14 protein-coding genes are annotated in these 16822 nt (G+C 43.8%); 7 read left to right on the top strand and 7 right to left on the bottom strand.

Translation table 11 applies throughout. The annotated features are described in order from the left end of the window. Positions 1-11: 11 nt before the first annotated feature. The 3 genes from R7P36_RS14425 to R7P36_RS14415 all read right to left on the bottom strand — a co-directional run bounded on the left by R7P36_RS14425 (position 12) and on the right by R7P36_RS14415 (position 2769). Entirely contained in the window at positions 12-992 is a 981-nt protein-coding gene (locus tag R7P36_RS14425; protein ID WP_213899515.1) for an HlyD family secretion protein, read from the bottom strand. A 3-nt stretch (positions 993-995) separates the two neighbouring features. Continuing rightward, the gene (locus tag R7P36_RS14420; protein ID WP_104975368.1) at positions 996-2411 is read right to left on the bottom strand and encodes a TolC family protein; all 1416 of its coding nucleotides are present in this window, start codon (positions 2409-2411) and stop codon (positions 996-998) included. Positions 2412-2541: 130 nt separating this feature from the next. Beyond that, on the bottom strand, positions 2542-2769 hold the full coding sequence (locus R7P36_RS14415) for a hypothetical protein (protein WP_005377125.1): 228 nt from the start codon (positions 2767-2769) through the stop codon (positions 2542-2544). Positions 2770-3245: 476 nt separating this feature from the next. Between R7P36_RS14415 and R7P36_RS14410 the strand changes: the two genes are divergently transcribed. Further along, on the top strand, positions 3246-4865 hold the full coding sequence (locus tag R7P36_RS14410) for a sensor histidine kinase (RefSeq protein ID WP_104975367.1): 1620 nt from the start codon (positions 3246-3248) through the stop codon (positions 4863-4865). Continuing rightward, positions 4862-5548 carry a response regulator gene (locus R7P36_RS14405; protein WP_017634565.1) on the top strand — a complete coding sequence of 229 codons (687 nt, stop codon included), beginning with the start codon at positions 4862-4864 and terminating at the stop codon, positions 5546-5548. The genes R7P36_RS14410 and R7P36_RS14405 overlap by 4 nt, the downstream gene beginning before the upstream one ends. A gap of 91 nt (positions 5549-5639) precedes the next feature. On the opposite strand, the gene R7P36_RS14400 is transcribed toward R7P36_RS14405, so the two are convergent. Further along, a complete protein-coding gene (locus tag R7P36_RS14400; RefSeq protein ID WP_064376719.1) occupies positions 5640-7775 on the bottom strand; it encodes a TonB-dependent siderophore receptor in 2136 nt (711 codons plus the stop codon). A gap of 99 nt (positions 7776-7874) precedes the next feature. Further along, positions 7875-8840, bottom strand: a complete 966-nt coding sequence (locus tag R7P36_RS14395; RefSeq protein WP_005387160.1) for a helix-turn-helix domain-containing protein — start codon at positions 8838-8840, stop codon at positions 7875-7877. Positions 8841-9377: 537 nt separating this feature from the next. Between R7P36_RS14395 and zwf the strand changes: the two genes are divergently transcribed. From zwf to R7P36_RS14375, 4 genes are all read left to right on the top strand, one after another. Beyond that, a complete protein-coding gene (zwf, locus tag R7P36_RS14390) occupies positions 9378-10880 on the top strand; it encodes a glucose-6-phosphate dehydrogenase (RefSeq protein ID WP_017634563.1) in 1503 nt (500 codons plus the stop codon). Continuing rightward, positions 10877-11593 carry a 6-phosphogluconolactonase gene (gene pgl, locus R7P36_RS14385; protein WP_005387158.1) on the top strand — a complete coding sequence of 239 codons (717 nt, stop codon included), beginning with the start codon at positions 10877-10879 and terminating at the stop codon, positions 11591-11593. The genes zwf and pgl overlap by 4 nt, the downstream gene beginning before the upstream one ends. 38 nt (positions 11594-11631) lie before the next feature. Continuing rightward, positions 11632-13080: a decarboxylating NADP(+)-dependent phosphogluconate dehydrogenase gene (gnd, locus tag R7P36_RS14380; protein WP_213899514.1), complete on the top strand. Its 1449-nt coding sequence runs from the start codon at positions 11632-11634 to the stop codon at positions 13078-13080. A gap of 226 nt (positions 13081-13306) precedes the next feature. Further along, complete coding sequence (locus tag R7P36_RS14375; RefSeq protein ID WP_213899513.1) at positions 13307-13834, top strand: hypothetical protein; 528 nt, start codon at positions 13307-13309, stop codon at positions 13832-13834. A 10-nt stretch (positions 13835-13844) separates the two neighbouring features. Here R7P36_RS14375 and R7P36_RS14370 read toward each other — a convergent pair whose 3' ends face one another. After that, complete coding sequence (locus R7P36_RS14370; RefSeq protein ID WP_005377162.1) at positions 13845-14048, bottom strand: hypothetical protein; 204 nt, start codon at positions 14046-14048, stop codon at positions 13845-13847. Between the two features lie 577 nt (positions 14049-14625). Between R7P36_RS14370 and R7P36_RS14365 the strand changes: the two genes are divergently transcribed. Then, positions 14626-14763, top strand: coding sequence for a hypothetical protein (locus R7P36_RS14365; RefSeq protein WP_193837338.1), 138 nt, complete (start codon positions 14626-14628; stop codon positions 14761-14763). 61 nt (positions 14764-14824) lie between these two features. Here R7P36_RS14365 and R7P36_RS14360 read toward each other — a convergent pair whose 3' ends face one another. Then, positions 14825-16591, bottom strand: a complete 1767-nt coding sequence (locus R7P36_RS14360) for a sigma-54-dependent Fis family transcriptional regulator (protein WP_005377167.1) — start codon at positions 16589-16591, stop codon at positions 14825-14827. Between the last annotated feature and the right edge of the window lie 231 nt (positions 16592-16822).

Raw genomic sequence — 16822 nt, 5'->3', positions numbered from 1 at the left:
AGTGGTTGTGATTAAAATTCAACGACAACACTCATTCCCATACGCAGTTCAGGTTCGGGTTGAGCTGGACGAGCTTCTACTTCAAAGGTACGAAGATCAAAACCTTGAGAAGCATCGGTTGCTCTCCACGTTGCAAAGTCACCCATAACGGCAACATGCGTTACTTTGAACTCAACATTTTTATTTAAGGCAGGCAAATAGGCATCAAAGGTTGCTCCTTTTTTAAAGTGTTGAAGGTAATCTTCACGCACATTCAGTGTCGCCCAGGCATCTTCTGTATCTATCACAGTAACAACCGGGAAGCCCTGAGGTGCTAATTCACCACTTTGAAGTAGAACTTGAGAGACTTCGCCGTCAAACCAGCTGTAGATCTGAGTATCTTTCGCGTACGCTTCTACTTCGGCTACGGCACCTGATGCCATGCGCGCTTTTTCCGCCGCAGCCACTTTGGTTTCACTTCTAGCGCCTTCTTTTGCCATTTCGTACATTTGAAACGCAGCACTTTCTGTGTATTTCGCTGCTTGCCACTGAGTTAAAGCTTCATCGCGTTTTTGTTCTGCAACCACGCCATCGTTATAAAGGTTATTCACACGATTGTAGGTTTTTTCCATTAAATTCGCAGCGGCTTTGGCTTTCATCCACTGATCTTTTGCTGCTTGGATTTGTTGCTCACGTGCGCCTTTCTCAGCTTCTTGAGCTAAGGCGTCCGCCGCTTTTTCACCTGCTTTTGCTTGTTCTAACTTCGCTTCAATTTCAGGACTATGAAGGGTAAAAATAAGCTGACCTTTCTCTACATCGTCGCCTTTACGTACCATGACCTCATCAATACGCCCTGGGACTTTTGAGGAAATGCTGTATTGCTGGGCTTCAATTAATCCCTGTAAGCGGATCGGTTCTGGTTGATAGGCTTGGTAAAATTGATACCCAACCCAAGAGGCAACACCCAAAGCACAAAGTGAGAGTAAAACGGGTTTTAGTGATTTAGCTGCCATGATTTATTTCACCTCTTTGGATGTTGAAGCAGGGATATAAGCGGTATTTTGATATTGTTCGAAGCTGTTCATTTCACTGCTCAATGCGAGTAGCTTGGTTAAAGATATTAAATAGCGGAAACGCGCCGCTGAACGTTGTGTTTCTATACTCGCGACATAAAGTTGTGCATCCACAACATCCAGAGAAGACGACAGACCCTGAGTAAATGCTTTTTCACGCAAGCGCAGATTTTCGTTAGCGAGTTCAATGCTAGATGCGAGCCCTTGTACTTCATCAATGGCTTGCTGAGCCTCCAAGTATGTCTTTTGGACTAACAGCGATAAGTCTTGTTTGGCTTGGGACTTTAATGAGTCGACCTGCGAGACGACGCTTTGAGCGGCTTTGACTTTTTCGCTTCGCCCTGATGATTCAATCAGTGGAATGCTGACACCAACACCAACTAACCAGTCAGGCTTCATTTGGCTTGCGAGAGAATCGTCTTCATACAAGCTGTAGTCGCCGTAAAGATAAACTTCAGGGTAGTATTTCCCTTTTTCTGCTTTGATTAAGCTAGAGGCTTGTTTGTGTTTAGCGCTCAGAAGTTCTAACCCCGGATAGGTAAGCAACGTTTGATCGACAAAAGCAGTAAGAGGGGGAAGACTGTCGTTGATAAACAAAGATTCAGCGGGCTCTACGGCATCATCTTGTGCGAGTAATTTACCTAATGCAGCCTGAGCGATACTCAAATCGCTGGCTGCTTTACGTGTTTCTACAGATGCTTTATCTAAAGAAGCCTCGGCTTGCAGGCGCTCAACGTGCGCGATTTGTCCTTGCTCTTCAAGCTTAATGGCAAAATCTCGATGCTTTTTTAGCCCTGCTTCAACCGCTTGCCGCGTTGCGAGTACTTCCTTTGCCAGTACGACAGAAAAGTAGTACTTCGATAAATCTTCAAAACGCGCTTGTTGTTCCATTAGAAGCTGACTTTTCGCCTCATCCGTTTTGCCTTCTGCTGCTGATTGAGCCGCAGAAATTCGACCACCAGTAAAAATTGGCCAAATCGCACGAATAGACGAAGAGAAAATATCGCGCTCGGTTATGGTCGAAGTGGTATTAGCTAAGGCACCAAAAATAGGCTGAAAAGCAGGAGGTACGTTAATGTGTGCTCCTGTGCTGTCTAGGATCTGTTTTCCCGAAAGCGTGATATCGGTATCTAAACGCGTGTAATTCGCGCCAATAGTAACCTGAGGTAAGTTGAGATTGCTGGTGGCACTCTCTTGGTATTGGTAGTTCTCGACGTTTGAGCGTTGAGCTTTGAGAGAATAGTTGTTTTCTAGCAATAGCTGCCATGCGGTATCAAAAGTGATCGGTGCCGCATGACAGGCAAGGGAAATCGAGCTGCTAAGTAAGCCCAGTATCCAAACCTTTCCTGTTTTTTTCATAATAGCTGCTTTGTCGTAGAGTATTAGCTCTAATATAAAGGATTCGTAACTGCGTGTTAAGTAGGAGGGAAAATTGGGCAGTAGTATGCGCCCAGTTATATTTGTGCTGGGCGCGGGAGATGTTACAAATTTATTTCGTATATGGACAGTGAAACTCCGCTCTCCACTCTAGCTGACGAGAACCTCGCATCGTATTCAATAGATCTTTTCCACTCATTTGAGGGAACGATAACAGGACTTTGAGATCAGAAGTACCGCCTCCGTTTTTTTCATAAGCCCTGACGTGTGTAAATGTTGAATACATATTCTCTGACAGCATCGCCTTATTCAGGCATATTCCAAAGGTATCGCGTTCCATGTTTGGTGTTCCTTCTAACTATAAATGCACCTCTGTTTATAGTTTTCCAGTTTTCAGATGGTGTCTAAGTGTTTGTCATATAGTCAGTATTTGTATTTTGTTTTATTTGTGTCCAAACCACTGACGTCAATGTTGAGCTTTTAATAGACTTCCAGCTTCACTGCTTTCAAACCGAAACTCTCATTGGTTTCGTTGATTAAAAATTATACGTTGTAAAGTCTAAAAACGCCTCAAAAACCGCTAAAATCGATGTGATCGCGATCATGATTTTAAGGGCAATTTATGTATGGAATTGAGTATCAGAGAGGAATGCTAAATTTGGTGAATGGTTGTAATTTTATGTTTCAGCTCGTCGATTAATTAACCGTAAACTCTGCGGTTTGTTTGCCTTCCTCACAGATTTATCACCGCGACAACGTCATGCTGTTAACTGAGTGTTAACGTTACGCTCAAGAGTGAATCACAAGGATGTATCAATGAGTTGGAAAACCATCAGCTTTCGTAAGCGGATGCTCATTATTATGACGCTATCGGGGTTGATAGAGCTGTTATTGCTTGTCGCCGCGGGGTTCACTTATCTCAAAATCAATCAAGAGCAAGAAATGGGAGAAAAAGCACTGGGTGTTGCCCGTTTTTTAGCGGACTCAGCGGTTGTTCGTGAAATGATCGAAACCCAAAACCCCCAGCCATACCAACTTCGCTTTCGAGAATTAACCGAAGCCATAGGTGCTGCATTCATCGTTATTGGCGACCATAAGGGAGTACGCTTAATCCACCCTGTTGATGAGCGGTTGGGCAAGCCAATGAGAGGTGGCGACAATCGTCGAGCGCTAGAACGGGGATTGTCTTATGTTTCGACGGCACAGGGCTCGTTAGGTTATTCAGTTCGTGGTAAAGCTGCGATTTTTGACGAGCAAGGGAACATCATTGGTGTGGTTTCGGTTGGCTATTTGCTCGACCGACTGCAAGACCGCATCGAACCATTTTTGGCCTTTTTGATTTTAATGGTCATCGTAGTTGTCGTCGCTAATGCCATTGTATCCAATTATGCGTCGAGAAAGTTTCAGCGCGCCATTTTAGGCTTTGAGCCTGAAGAGATAGGGCGGTTGTACGGCGAATTAGAAGTGACGATGAGCACCATCAAAGAGGGCGTGTTAAGCATTGATGCCCAAGGGATACTTCGCTCGATAAATCGTAGTGCCTGCCAGATTCTCGGTATTGATAGAGAATCAGCGCTCAATAAACCTTTGACTGACACGCTGCGTGATAGCGATCTATATACAGTATTAGAAAGCGGGCAGGAAGATCATGATATTGAAATATTCCTTAATCATAAGCGCCTGATTGCAAATCGCTCTCCAATTTATGTTGATGGAAAAATCGTGGGGGCGGTATCGAGTTTCCGTTTAAGGGATGAAATCAATGATCTAACCGAGCAGCTATCACAAACCAAGGAATATGCAGATTTGTTACGTTCACAGACCCATGAGCATCGCAATAAGCTCAACACCATTAGTGGGCTAGTACAAATGGGTGAACTTGATGCGGTGCAAAAGTTAATTGGACAAGAAACCGCACACTATCAGGCAATGATTGAGTTTTTAAGAGATACCGTTAAAGACCCGCTAATTGCAGGTATGTTGCTTGGAAAAACTGAACGTGCTCGCGAGTTAGGCTTACAACTGGTGGTTGAGGAAGGCAGTCGTCTGGAGCCCCTGCCTGAGTGGCTAAATTCGGAAGACCTAGTCACAATTTTGGGTAATTTGATTGATAACGCTTTCGATGCCACGTTAACTTCAATTCGCGATGAATCAAATGTTGCGTCAGAACGCAGAAACATTGATGTGTCCGTTAGCGATTACGGAAATGAAGTGATACTTGAGGTGATAGATCATGGCTGTGGCCTCCCAAAAACAATGGATCCACAAACATTATTTACAAAAGGCGTTTCGACGAAATCTCGTCAAAATCGAGGTGTTGGGTTACACCTTGTCAATCAGCTTGCTACTCGATATCACGGCCATGTTGAGATGATACCCAATACAAATTATGGGACAAGAATAACGGTGTACTTACCCAAGGAAGAACAATTATGAGTATGGCGACTCGCGTAATGATCATTGAAGATGATCTGGCTATTGCTGAGCTGCACCACAAATACTTAAGCCAACTGACAGGTTTGGAAGTGGTTGGAATTGCGACCACGAGAATGGAAGCGGAAATGCAACTCGACATTCTTAAGCCAGATTTACTATTGATGGATGTCTATCTTCCCGATGGCACAGGGCTTGAGATACTAAATACACTGCGTGCAAGTAACCAAACGTGTGATGTCATTTTGATTACAGCCGCAAGGGATGTCGATACATTACAACAGGCGATGAGGGGTGGCGTTGTCGATTACCTGTTAAAACCCGTGATGTTTCCACGCTTAGATGCCGCACTGAAAAAGTATGTGTCCCAACGCCAACAACTAGACATCGTAGAGAGTTTGGATCAGAACCTCGTTGATAAAATGCTGCAGTCTCATGCCAATCAAGACAACTTGCCGAACCGATTACCAAAAGGGATTGATGGTGTAACCCTAGACAAGATCAGAGAGTTGTTCCCAAATGGCAGTGTGCTGACCGCTGATGAGGCAGGCGAAAAGATCGGCGCGAGCCGAACAACGGCGAGGCGCTATTTGGAATATCTTATCAGCACTGGTGAACTAGAGGCTGATTTAAACTATGGCTCTGTTGGTAGGCCAGAAAGGTGCTATAAAAAAGTGACAAGGTAGCGTTTATATTGATGCTCTATGCAAAATAAAAAGCGATGGCTTATTGTAGAAACCATCGCTTTACAAATTACTGCTGTTCCGTTCTAAGAGGTTAGAAGTTGTATTCTAACTTCGCTTCGATAGAGCGCTCAGCGCCAAACCAACAGTTATTTTTGTCGTAACAAGAATAGTATTCTTTATCGAATAGATTGCTTGCAGAAAGTGTGACGCTAGCCCCTTTCATTGATTCAGATACCGTTGAGAAATCGTAACTTGCTGCTAAATCAAACAAGGTGTAGTCCGGTACTTTTTGACTATTCTGTGCATCAATTTGTGCTTCTCCGACATAGCGAACGCCAGCACTGGTACGAAGGCCTGAAAGATTTCCTTCAAAGAAGTAATTGGCCCATAGAGAGGCCGTTTGCTCAGGTACCCAAACCGGCGTTTTACCTTCTTGGTTGTAATAACTGTCCTCGGTAATCTCCATATCGGTATATGTATAGCCTAGAGTGAAATCAGCTTGTGCTGTGGCTTGCCATTTTGCCTCAAGTTCAATACCTTGTGATACCACTTCGCCCGCTTGATAGTTCGGTGCATATGGATTATTCGGATCGGTCAAGATCGCGTTTTTCTTCGTAATATGGAAGAGTGCTAAGTTACCTGAGATATCACCAGATAATGGTGCGTATTTAAAGCCTAACTCCCATTGATGACCGGTTGATGGCTCAAATGCTTTACCAGAAGAGTCGGCACCCGCAATTGGCTCGAAACTTTCCGAGTAAGTAAGGTATGGCGAGAGACCAAAATCTAGCTCATACAAACCACCGACTCGGAAAGATACGTTGGTATCGTCTAACTCTTCCTTGCTCTTGGATACTGTTCCTAGATAATCGCTAACGGCGTCTGTATTTGAATCGTATTTATCCCAACGAAGACCTGCAATCATTACAAGTTGGTCGTAACGAACTTGATCTTGGAAATAAACGCCAATCTGCTTCGTTTTGATATCCAAGTTTTGTTTGTATTGGAAATTCAGTGCATTACGATCAATGCTGTTGTGGTCAGGATTAAAAATGTCCTGAGTTAGCGAATACCCAAGCGTGTCTTTGTATTTTACATCTGAGTCTAGATACTGATAATCAAGCCCGAACAATAAGTTATGTTCAAAATTTCCTGTTTTAATGTAGCCCGATAGTTGGTTGTCAATCACAAAGGATTTGGACTTTTCATCGGTTAAATAGGCATTTCGACCAACGGTACGGTTATCCGCTTCAAGTGCACCGTTATATGTGTTTTCCTGATAGGCATCGGCGGTCATGTAGCGGGCATTCTGTAGAAATTGCCAATTGTTGTTAAAGTCGTGTTGGACTTTGTAACCCATCATCAGAACTTCGCGTTCGTAAGTGTTCCAGTCCTCATCCCCTAAATAAGTGCTTGGTGACATCGAGCCAAGTGGGTTTTTAATCACTGAGCCAGATGCAGGCACAGTCGTGTAGATACCTGCTGATGGATCATTTTGATAGTAAACATTCACGTTCACTAATGTGCTTTCTGTCGCTTGCCAATTGAAAGATGGGGCGAGTACATAACGTTCATCTTCAGACGTATCGGCTTGACCATCTCGCTGTTTTGCCAGGCCGACGATACGGTAATCCACATTAGAATCACCAATTTGTCCTGTGGTGTCGAACGTCAGTTCTTTTAGGTTGTTAGTCCCAGTACTAATCGAGACAGAGTGCGAGGGTGTTGACTGAGGCGCCTTGGCGATAATGTTGACCATACCTCCTGGTGGAATATTGCCGTAAAGAACAGACGTTGGCCCTTTAAAAACCTCGATTTGCTCAAGAGCAACGGAATCGACCTGCGGTTGAAGGTTCCAACCGTTGTACAGCAAAGGAAGACCATCATAAAAGTTGGTGTAGTTAATAAAACCACGAATATTGAATAGGTCAAGTCGGGAAACGGCACCACCACGCAATTCTGTATTTACGCCAGGCGCATAACGTAATGCTTCGCTCACCGAGTTTACGCCGCGTAGGTCCATGTCATCTTTAGTGATTACCGTGATCGCTTGCGGTGTTTCCTCCGGTTCTAAAACGGTTTTAGTTGCGGTGTTTCGGTATGTTTCTCCTAGCACCGTAATCGTTTCGTGTTGGGATACGCTCTCAGTCGCATTGGCGTGGCCAGCGAGCAATGCGGATACGACGATAGCAACCGCTGAACGATGAAATCGAATCGGACTTTCCATATTTATAAATTCCACTACTTTTTCTATTTATTGATAATGATTGTTATTTGTATTCTATATTCAAAGAAATAGGAAAAGTTAACAATTTGGTGCAAAACACTAATCTTTGGAACTTATTCTTCTGTTCTTAGGTTTTAAAGATAGCGAGTCGTTTGGCTCTACAGGAATCCAATACTGCATTTGTGCTTGTTCGCTATCAACATCATAACCTTCTGGATAAAGCTCTAACTCATAACCATCGATAGCATGATAATTAGAGTAGGGTAGCCAATGTAAAATAAACCATTCCAGCGTTGAGGCGAGCTCTGATGCTTTGCCTATGTGTGTAATGACGGCGTAGGTTTGCTCAGGAACAGCCAAGAGGTCTAACCCCGAGTTGGAAGAGTTCGTTGATCTTGGTGCGTTTGCTGTTGGACTGCACTCATAACCTGCCCAATACTCAAGTTGTTGGTTGTTTGAATACGCTTGAGTCACATCAATCACGCCAAAGTAACTACTTTCCGAATTGTTAAGGTTTTCAGATGAATAAAGACGTGACCAAAGTGACGGTACTTTGGATTGGAAATCGGGCGTAGCGGAAAACAATCCGTGAATAGGTTCATGATAACCAGCAAGTTCAAAAGCCGGTTTTGTTTCTATTCGAACTTCAATAAAGCGCTGATGTTTTTTCTCTTCTTCTGGTGTCTTACGCAGCGTCAAAGGTTGCCTCAACCCGGAGAGTTGTTGCGTTTTTCGATATTCGCGGGGGCTTTTTGAAAACATATTCCTGAACGCACGGCTAAATGCGTGTTCAGATGTAAATCCCATTTCTATCGCTATATCTAACGAGCGGTCAGAAGTATGGATTAAGCGCTCAGCCGCAAGGCTAAGTTTAAGCTCTCTGATGTAGTGAGCGACGGATACGCCAGTGTGTTGTTGAAATACGCGTTGCAGTTGCCAGCGCGACCAACAACTTGCTTTCGATATTTCATCTACGCTCAGAGTGCTGTCTAAGTTGGTGTGAATGTAGTCAAGCACCGATTGTATTCGGTTTATGGGATGTGGGTTAATGGCGCTTGATTTCATGGCGTTCTACTTTCACATTAATAGTGATTTCATTATCTTTAATTGAGTATCATTATCAATAGGGTGATGAAATAAAAAGTAAGTAACACAGATCACGATAAAACTGTAATGGATTGCAAGGATGAGTAATTATTGCCCATATTAGAGTTTTTGCTTAAATTTTGGAGCGTTCAGATGAAACTTTTTTTATCAATAAAATACAATCGCTTATGACGTTTTGTGCAACTTATTTAAACGTTTGCACTGGCAAGTGTTGATGTAAATCAAATAGTCGTAGACAATATTGCCCCGTGTCGGACTCTCCTCCAGCGAGTACAGTGTGTACTTTTGAGACATAAGTGACTTAAATGACCTCAATACGTCGTGTTTCCAAGAATCGGAAATGCAACTTCTTGAGGTTCTTTGGGCCCATAGACTTTACCTATCAACGTAATAGGTAAGACCAATTTTCTATTTTGAGGTGCCATTGATAGGGTTGGCTCATTCTCTAGCCGTATCCGGGCACACAATAAGTACCTCGTTTTTAAGGGAAAGATGATGGTAATACCAGAAAACAGCAGCATCGTTATTTTTGGTGCTTCAGGTGACCTTACGTACCGTAAGCTCATTCCTGCTTTATACCACCTCTACGCGAACAAGCAGCTTCCAGAGAATTTTGCCATTCTGGGTGTAAGTCGCACTGAATACAGTGATGAGTCTTACCGCGCGAAGCTGAAAAAATCGCTTCAGGAAATGGAAAAGACTGAGCCAGAAACGCTTGATGCATTTATTAACCATCTGCACTACCAAGCAATTAATACTTCTGACACACAAGATTACGGTAAGCTATCTTCTCGCTTAGACCAACTTGCGGACGAATATCAATTCGAGCAACGCAATACGCTTTTTTACTTAGCAACCCCACCAAGTTTATACAGTGTGATCCCTGCAAGTCTTGCAGCACATGGTCTTAACAGTGAAGAGGATGGCTGGAAACGCCTGATCATTGAGAAACCATTCGGCTATGATCTTGAATCGGCGCGTATTCTGGACAAAGAAATTCACGAGCACTTCCAAGAGCATCAAATCTACCGAATTGACCATTACTTAGGTAAAGAAACGGTACAAAACCTACTTGTGCTTCGTTTCTCTAATGCGATGTTTGAGCCGCTTTGGAACCGTAACTTCATTGATTACGTTGAAATCACAGGCGCAGAATTCCTTGGCGTAGAGGAGCGTGGTGGTTACTACGACAACTCTGGTGCTGTGCGCGACATGTTCCAAAACCACTTGCTACAAGTATTAGCAATGGTAGGTATGGAACCACCAGCGCAAATCAATGCAGACTCGATGCGTGATGAAGTGGTAAAAGTGCTTCAATGCCTAAAGCCATTAGACGAAAACGCTCTGCGCAACGATCTAGTATTAGGCCAATACACGGCGTCTGAAGTCCGTGGGCAAAGCCTACGCGGCTACCGTGAAGAGCCGGGAGTTGCAGACGATTCTCGTACAGAGACTTACATCGGTTTGAAAGCGTACATCAACAACTGGCGTTGGAATGGCGTGCCATTTTACGTGCGTACTGGTAAGCGTCTTCCAACACGCGTTACTGAGGTGGTTATCCACTTTAAACAAACACCGCATCCTGTGTTTGGTCAAAACGCACCAGAAAACAAGCTGATCATTCGTATTCAACCAGACGAAGGCATTCAAATGAGCTTTGGCTTGAAAGAGCCAGGCGCAGGCTTTGAAGCGAAGGAAGTGAAAATGAACTTCCATTACGCTGACCTGCAAGAAACGCAAATGCTAACGGCATACGAGCGTCTTCTACTTGATGCTTTGAATGGTGATGCTACGCTATTTGCACGTAGTGATGCGGTGGAAGCGTGCTGGCAATACGTACAGCCAATCTTAGATTTTAAGCAAGATCCACAATCCCTCTTCGGGTACGCATGCGGCACTTGGGGGCCTAAAGAGTCAGATGACTTGTTACAGCGTGATGGCCGTGCTTGGCGTTTCCCATGTAAAAACTTAACAGATACGGATTACTGTGAACTATGATCAACCATAAGATCTACCAAACAGCAGAACAGGTAGTTGAAAGCCTAGCTAACGATATGAAAGCGTTTAGCGAAATGGGCAGACCTGTTCACATCTCTCTTTCTGGCGGCAGCACTCCTAAAATGCTGTTTAAACTACTGGCTTCAGAGGCTTACGCAACCTCCATTCAATGGGAAAACCTCCACTTTTGGTGGGGTGACGAACGTTGTGTTGCCCCTGACGATGCAGAAAGCAACTACGGTGAAGCGAACACATTGTTGTTTAGCCAAGTAAATATTCCTGCAGAAAACATTCACCGCATCCGTGGCGAAGATGAGCCTAAAGCAGAAGCCGAGCGCTTTGCAAAAGAGATGGCAGAGGTAATCCCGAATGAAAACGGCACACCTGTGTTTGACTGGATCTTATTAGGCGTTGGTGCAGATGGTCATACAGCTTCTCTGTTCCCTGGCCAAACGAATTATGATGATGCGAACCTATCTCTTGTGGCGTCGCATCCTGAATCGGGCCAACTTCGTGTGTCGAAAACCGCACGCGTATTAGAAGCAGCGAAACGCATTAGTTACTTAGTGCTTGGTGCAGGAAAAGCGGACATTGTTGAAGAAATTAACAGTTCACCAGCACACGCACTGCCATACCCAGCGGCTAAGATTCAAGCGAAATCGGGCCTAACGGAATGGTATTTAGATTTAGACGCGGCAGCAAAAATTGCTTAAGACGCTGCTCGTCGATGAAATAAAATTGGAGAGAAACAATGAAAGGTGATATCGGTGTAATTGGCCTAGCAGTAATGGGTCAAAACCTTATCCTAAACATGAACGATCACGGCTTTAAAGTGGTTGCTCACAACCGTACTGCTGCTAAAGTAGACGAGTTCCTGGAAGGTCCAGCAAAAGGCACGAACATCATCGGTGCATACTCTCTAGAAGAACTAGTAGAGAAGCTAGAAACGCCGCGTAAAGTAATGTTGATGGTTCGCGCTGGTGACGTTGTAGACAAGTTCATCGAAGCGCTAGTACCTCTGCTAGACAAAGGCGACATCATTATTGACGGTGGTAACACTAACTACCCAGATACAAACCGTCGTGTTGCTGCACTACGTGAAAAAGGTATCCACTTCATCGGTACTGGTGTATCTGGTGGTGAAGAAGGTGCGCGCTTCGGTCCATCTATCATGCCTGGCGGTGCTGCTGAAGCATGGGAAGCGGTTAAGCCTATCTTCCAAGGTATCGCTGCGAAAACTGACGCTGGTGAGCCATGTTGTGACTGGGTTGGTAACGATGGTGCTGGTCACTTCGTTAAGATGGTACACAACGGCATCGAATACGGTGACATGCAGCTTATCACAGAAGCTTACCAGTTCATGAAAGACGGTCTTGGTATGTCTGCTGACGAGATGCAAGCAGTATTCGCTGATTGGAACAAGACTGAACTAGACAGCTACCTTGTTGAAATCACGGCTGACATCCTTGGCTACAAAGATGAAAACGGTGAGCCTCTAGTTGAGAAGATCCTAGACACAGCAGGCCAAAAAGGTACTGGTAAATGGACTGGTATTAACGCACTAGACCTAGGTATTCCACTAACACTTATCTCTGAGTCTGTATTCTCTCGTTGTCTATCTGCACTGAAAGACCAACGTGTTGAAGCTGAATCTCTATTCGGTAAGACAATCACTCCGGTTGAAGGCGACAAGCAAGAGTGGGTTGATGCACTACGTCAAGCGCTACTAGCTTCTAAGATCATCTCTTACGCTCAAGGCTTCATGCTAATGCGCGAAGCATCGAACGAGAACGGTTGGGACCTAAACTACGGTAACGTAGCACTAATGTGGCGTGGTGGTTGTATCATCCGCTCTGCGTTCCTAGGCAACATCCGTGATGCGTACGAAGCGAACCCAGACATCGCATTCCTTGGTTCTGATGAGTACTTCAAAAACATCCTACAAGGCAGCCTAGCAGCATGGCGTAAAGTAGCAGCGAAATCTCTAGAGTCTGGTATCCCAATGCCATGTACGATTTCTGCGCTATCTTTCCTAGACGGTTACACAACAGCTCGTCTACCAGCGAACCTGCTTCAAGCTCAACGTGACTACTTCGGTGCTCACACTTATGAGCGCATTGACCGTCCACGTGGTGAATTCTTCCACACTAACTGGACTGGTACAGGCGGCGACACAGCGTCTACAACTTACGACGTGTAATCGTTTTAAGTAAACCGACTAAATATAAAGATATAAAGGGATGCCCAAGTGGCATCCTTTTTTGTGTCTGTAAGATATTGGTAGATTTAAAAGTTACATTAAACGTTGATTCGTCACGCAGTTCTCAGAAATGGGAGAGCATGCATTTGCTAGCAGTTTAATATTTCTCTTCGAAGAGTGAAGCTAAGCAGCTCTCTGCCGTCTCCTCAAATATAAGGTAATAGAAATGACACAACAGAAGCATCCATTTCACACAGCTTTCGTGTTGCTTATGTTCATATTACTGATTACTTACTCTATCTATCGCCTTTATCATCATTTCGTTTTCGAATCTCTACCGCTTCAGCTCAGTAGTGGTTTTCAAGTGCTCTACATTGATGCGTCATATGTTTTAAGTATCGCAAGCTTACTCTTATGCCCTACATTATTGGTCTATATTTTATTTGATCGAATGACTCAGTTAGTCAAAGTGCCGATTAAAGTGATAACTATAACAATTGTCTTGTCCCTTATCATTGCTATTCCAGGTCAAATTTTTGAATTTGGGCGATTGAAGTATATTGCAGAAAGTAATGGTTACTCAGCGTGTCCACCTTTCACAATTGCATCAAGCGGAATGTTTGTAGAAGCTATGGTAAAAGAAGAAAAATACTGTATAGAACCAGAAATTAATCGTATTGGTATGTATGGTTATTTTCACGAACTCGAACGGATTGATAACTATATCAAGTCACACGGAAATGACATCCAATAGAAAAGAGCGCCTAGGCGCTCTTTTCAGTGGTCGTTTTCTTGTTTTGATAAAACCTGTCTTTTAGGTAGAGAATTGCACTGACCACAAGAGCCACTAAAGAAACAGTAAATAGGGCGTACATGCTGAGAATCCATGCGAATGTGGCCGTCAAGAATGCAATGAAGGAAAACATCCTGCTGAAAGACATCACATGGCCAAGTTTGTTACTTTTCATAAACGCCTCCCGAAGCTAAGTGGGAATAGACAATTGTGGTCATATACCACACTTTAATTGTCTGCTCTTTTGGGACGTTTCACACAAAAAAGTGGCTAAAGATTTCTCAAAAAAGGTGAAATATTGAACTGGTAGACAAATCGTTAAACTGAGTTGCACAGATATGACTTCGGTTGTCTATCACTTCAAAGTTTTTAACTACGCAGATTAAGGGCATGTAGCGCTATTATTATCGTATTCGAACTCTACGATACACAATTGCAAGTGAACCTACACTCGTAAGCTCATCCCTGTCGTCAGTTACAGTAAAAGCTTTTTTCTCTGTTTAACAATACCTTAGTAACTACGGGCAATTAAACCCGTTTTTCGATCGAAACTCAGATTGCATAAAAGGTGAAAAAGAGTGCTAGGTAAGCCTTTAAACTACGCCTATAATTAGCGCCCACATGGAGGATGTTTACTATATGAACATCCTTTATTTTTTGAAACTAGCAACAAGGATCCAGTAAAACATGTTTTTCTGGTTTTGTTTACGTCGACCAAGAAGGTAATTAACACAGCAAATTGAGGTTCTAAGATGACTCTTAACAAGTACTTTGTTTTCATTCCAGCAGAATTGGAACAGGAAATGCGCAAGGACAATCAAGTGATCTCTGAGAAGGAAACTCAACGTCAGGCATTAGTAAAACAGGCACAACAACAAGGCGGCCTGTAAGCTAGGTTTCAAAGAGAAAGAGCACCGCAACGGTGCTCTTTTTGTATCTGAGGTCGTAGAATTAACTTAATATGCCAAGGCTTTTCAACTTTCTGTAAATGGTATTTCGGCTCACACCAAGCATACGAGACGTTTTGCTAATGTTCCCCTGGTTGGCTTGATATGTTTTGAGCAACTTATCTTCGACGGTTGCACGCAGTTCTGAAGTTGGTTCAGCGGATGCTGCCCCTTCTTGAGCTTGGCTGAGTTTCTTACTTAGGTGGGCTGGGACGTGTGTGAGTTCCAATATTTCTTCACCTTGCGCCATTAAGGCGGACACTTTGATTAAACTATCGAGTTCACGTAAATTTCCTGGCCATGAGTAAGACAGCATCAGAGAAAGTAGGTGAGGGCAAAGCTGTTGTTCAGATTCGGCGTGACGCCGATGAATGTTCTCTATCAGTTGTCGTTTGTCATCACGTTCCTCAAAGCGAGGTAGCTCAATGATCAAGCCATTAAGGCGATAATACAAATCTTGGCGGAACAATCCTTCGCTGACCAAATGTTCCAGATCTTTATGCGTGGCTGCAATGATTTGCGTATCGACTTGAATACTTTGGTTTGAACCCACGGGAAGCACGGTTTTATCTTGCAATACATGGAGCAAGCGGCTTTGAGCTTCCAAGGGTAAATCCGCGATTTCATCCAGAAACAAAATCCCTTTGTGCGCTTGGCGAATTTTTCCCTGATAGCCTTTGCTGTTTGCGCCAGTAAAGGCACCGGCTACGTAGCCAAACAATTCAGATTCAACCAAGTCTTTTGGTAACGCTCCGCAGTTAACGGAAACCAACGGTCCCGTTTTTCTCTGGCTGTTTTTATGGAGTGCTTTTACAAACTCGTTTTTGCCAACACCAGTCTCTCCGAGAATCAACAAACTGATGTCTTTATCGATGACGCGATTGGCTTGCTGCCAACAGTGCTCAACAGCGGAGTCGCCATAATGAAGATCATTGGACGCCGCTACAGCACGAGACTTGACCTTGCTATCTTTATCGGTAAGCGGTTTTGTTTTGAAAACGAAAGGGTGCTCATTTCCCCGAGTGGATAGAATGTCGTCTAAGGATTGCCCAATGATACTTTTTTGCGCAAAAAGTTGAGAGGCTACTTGATTGTGAGCCAAAACTTGTCCGTCTTCATTTGCAATGATAATTCCTTGCCAACCACTATTCAGTAAACCTTTTTCGCACGCTAAATCCACACGAATATGCCCTTGTGGAATCAAGTTAAGTAGTTGATTCTCCACTTGCTGGACCATGTTTTGTACCAGTACTTGCGTTGAGAAGTCATGTCTCTTTTGCTCGCTCGTAATATCTAATACGCCGATGAGGTTACCAAGATGATCGAAAATAGGATTAGCCGAACAGCTAATAAAACGATGGTGTTGGATAAAGTGCTGATCACCAATAACAGAAACGGGCTTTGCTTCAACCAAAGCTGTACCAATCGCGTTGGTGCCTTTGACCTTTTCTTGCCAGCATGCTCCAGAGCTTAGCGAGATTTCCGTTAACTTCTCACGAAATCTAGGCTGTCCCCAACTGCCGATGATGACACCATCTGAATCCGTCAAAATTAAGCGACTGTCGCTATGAGCAAATAGCTGATTAAACAAAGGGAGTGCAAATTGAGTAACTGCCTCTAGCAAAAAATTGAGTTGGTGACGCCTATCTTGGAGCGTTGCTGGCGTTACTCGAATATCTTCAGGGCGTCGACGCTGTTTTAAACCCGCTTGTTCACTTCTGACCCATGAAGTTGAAAGCCAATTGTTATCGCTAATATGTTGAAGTTCCATGACTGTACCATTTTGTCACAGTGAGGGTGTGCCATTTTGGAACACTTGAACATTGGTGTTCACACCATACATCCGCTCAAACATCGCTCACTTGGTTTGTTATCGCTTGGTAATCATAGTTTTACATTTAATTAGCAACAAGTGTGGCGTAGTTGGCGTGTGACTTGCGTAATGCTCTTTGTGAACAGTGCGATACGACACTGCAATAACACATTGAACGAGAAACAAAAG

The sequence above is a fragment of the Vibrio sp. 397 genome (assembly GCF_033339395.1).
GTDB classification, from domain to species: Bacteria; Pseudomonadota; Gammaproteobacteria; order Enterobacterales; family Vibrionaceae; genus Vibrio; species Vibrio alginolyticus.
The sequence above is the reverse complement of the archived record's forward strand: the minus strand, read 5'-3'. Positions and strand labels throughout refer to the sequence as shown.

Bases quoted from the DNA above. Each gene is read 5' to 3' on its own strand.
- R7P36_RS14365 (WP_193837338.1), top strand. From the start codon at position 14,626: ATGACTCTTAACAAGTACTTTGTTTTCATTCCAGCAGAATTGGAACAG.
- gnd (WP_213899514.1), top strand. From the start codon at position 11,632: ATGAAAGGTGATATCGGTGTAATTGGCCTAGCAGTAATGGGTCAAAAC.
- R7P36_RS14360 (WP_005377167.1), bottom strand. From the start codon at position 16,591: ATGGAACTTCAACATATTAGCGATAACAATTGGCTTTCAACTTCATGG.
- pgl (WP_005387158.1), top strand. From the start codon at position 10,877: ATGATCAACCATAAGATCTACCAAACAGCAGAACAGGTAGTTGAAAGC.
- R7P36_RS14415 (WP_005377125.1), bottom strand. From the start codon at position 2,769: ATGGAACGCGATACCTTTGGAATATGCCTGAATAAGGCGATGCTGTCA.
- R7P36_RS14395 (WP_005387160.1), bottom strand. From the start codon at position 8,840: ATGAAATCAAGCGCCATTAACCCACATCCCATAAACCGAATACAATCG.
- R7P36_RS14370 (WP_005377162.1), bottom strand. From the start codon at position 14,048: ATGAAAAGTAACAAACTTGGCCATGTGATGTCTTTCAGCAGGATGTTT.
- R7P36_RS14375 (WP_213899513.1), top strand. From the start codon at position 13,307: ATGACACAACAGAAGCATCCATTTCACACAGCTTTCGTGTTGCTTATG.
- R7P36_RS14425 (WP_213899515.1), bottom strand. From the start codon at position 992: ATGGCAGCTAAATCACTAAAACCCGTTTTACTCTCACTTTGTGCTTTG.
- zwf (WP_017634563.1), top strand. From the start codon at position 9,378: ATGGTAATACCAGAAAACAGCAGCATCGTTATTTTTGGTGCTTCAGGT.
- R7P36_RS14410 (WP_104975367.1), top strand. From the start codon at position 3,246: ATGAGTTGGAAAACCATCAGCTTTCGTAAGCGGATGCTCATTATTATG.
- R7P36_RS14405 (WP_017634565.1), top strand. From the start codon at position 4,862: ATGAGTATGGCGACTCGCGTAATGATCATTGAAGATGATCTGGCTATT.
- R7P36_RS14400 (WP_064376719.1), bottom strand. From the start codon at position 7,775: ATGGAAAGTCCGATTCGATTTCATCGTTCAGCGGTTGCTATCGTCGTA.
- R7P36_RS14420 (WP_104975368.1), bottom strand. From the start codon at position 2,411: ATGAAAAAAACAGGAAAGGTTTGGATACTGGGCTTACTTAGCAGCTCG.